1 protein-coding gene and 1 pseudogene are annotated in these 1,838 nt (G+C 68.1%); one reads left to right on the top strand and one right to left on the bottom strand.

The window, feature by feature from the left end:
• The coding region (locus tag ACGFSA_RS35100; protein ID WP_393310228.1) for a hypothetical protein at nucleotides 1-832 on the top strand (832 nt) is incomplete at its 5' end.
• Nucleotides 833-1,283: 451 nt separating this feature from the next.
• On the opposite strand, the pseudogene ACGFSA_RS35095 reads toward ACGFSA_RS35100, so the two are convergent.
• Nucleotides 1,284-1,742 (bottom strand): annotated as a pseudogene (locus tag ACGFSA_RS35095) (IS630 family transposase); the annotation flags it as partial.
• Nucleotides 1,743-1,838: the final 96 nt, after the last annotated feature.

Raw genomic sequence — 1,838 nt, 5'->3', positions numbered from 1 at the left:
CAACCCACCCTCCACGGCCGGACGACACGTAACGACCGCAGGAACGATCATCACCTACCGGTCAAGCAGCCGCCGAGAATTGCGCACCAGAGTCGCCTACCACGGCAAAGCGCTGCGTGACCTGCCCGCATCCGTCACCTTCACCACCCGGCTGCCGTCCCACGCGGTGCTCTACGATCTCGCTCCGCCGCCGACCGGCAGGCGCGGGCGGCCCCGCCTGAAGGGCGACCGGCTCGGCACCCCGGCCGAGCTGGCCGCCACATTGACGTTCACCGAGCAGACCGTGACCCGCTACGGCCGCACCGAGACCGTGTTCACCGCCGAGACCACCTGCCTGCGGTACGGCTCCTTCCACACCCAGACCGTGAAGGTGGTGCTGCTGCGCGAGGATGTCACCGACACCGGCTACGACCTCGCGCTGATCTCCACCGACCTGACCGCGACAGCCGGACCACTGGTGGCCCGGTACGCGAGCCGGTGGTCCATCGAGGTGACCTTCGGCGAAGCCCGGAGCCTCCTCGGCGTCGGCCAGGCCAGCAACCGCACCCCACGCGCGATCGAGCGCACCGTGCCCTTCGGCCTGTACTGCTACACGATCACCGTCATCTGGTACGCGCTGCACGGCCACCACCCCCAGGACGCGGCCGAACACCGGACACGGGCCCCGTGGTACCTCACCAAGACGCACCCGGCGTTCTCCGACATGACCGCCAAGCTCCGCCGGACGATCATCGCGGCCCGATTTATGCCCATCGACGCCGGTCAGCCCACCGATACCGAAATCCGCGCCGTCCAGGAGGCATGGGCCGCAGCCAGCGCAGACCTGGCATGACGATCAGTCAGAACGACGAAAGTCGAGTTCTCCCTCTCGCCGCCAGCCCACCGGGCCGGCCGCAGTATCGGGGCGACAGATTCCCACGTTCCGCACAAGAGCCCGGGCCAGGCTCGCGCCGCCTCCATGCCGGACGCCGTCCGGGCAGTCGGCAGGCTCCCCCCGGACTTGTCCCGGAGCCCAGATCATGCCCCGGTTTCGACGCCAATGAGAAAGATTACGACACGTCATCAGCGGTTCGCTCACGCTCGCCTTCCTGACCCACACCTGACGCGATCACTGTCACGCCTTTTCCACAGCGCTCACCACGACCGGCACTTAACCGGCGCAGCCTGCGGTGGTTTGGGGCCTCCCCCTGCAGGGCGACCCCGGAGGACCTACCTCCATCTCCTGCACAGCACCGCCTCCAGAAGCTGTTACATCAACGCCTCCTTCAGCGTTCGTGGCACACGATCTGCGACTTCTCGTCCACCGAGAGCACCACCGCCCCCTCGGGCGGGTTGAAGTACAGGCCCACGACGTCGTAGACCTTCTCCACGAACAGCGGGTCGGTCGACAGCTTGAAGGTGTCCGCCAGATGCGGCTTGAGCTGGAACCGCCGCCAGATCCGGCCCACGGTCGACTTCGACAGACCACTGTGCTCGGCCATCGATGTCCGCGACCAGTGGGTGGCGTTCTTGGGCAGCTGTTCCAGCGTGGTGACCACCACCGCTTCCACCTGATCGACGCTGATGGTCGGCGGCCGGCCCGGCCGGGGCTCGTCGGCCAGCCCGTCCAGCCGCTCAGCAAGGAAGCGCCGCCGCCACTTGCGGACGGTGTCCGCGGCCACCCCCAGATCCCGGGCGACCGCGACAATCGGCGGCACCTCCGGCCCCGCACACGCCAGCACAATCCGCGCCCGCAGGGCCAACGCCTGAGAGCCTGTCGGGTGGCCGGTTGATTACGCTGCGATGAGGTCCTCGATGGTCTTGGTTCGGGCGGTCTTGCGGTGGGATTCATGGCTCCA

It is taken from the genome of Streptomyces sp. NPDC048496 (assembly GCF_043200055.1).
Lineage (GTDB): Bacteria > Actinomycetota > Actinomycetes > Streptomycetales > Streptomycetaceae > Streptomyces.
The sequence above is the reverse complement of the archived record's forward strand: the minus strand, read 5'-3'. Positions and strand labels throughout refer to the sequence as shown.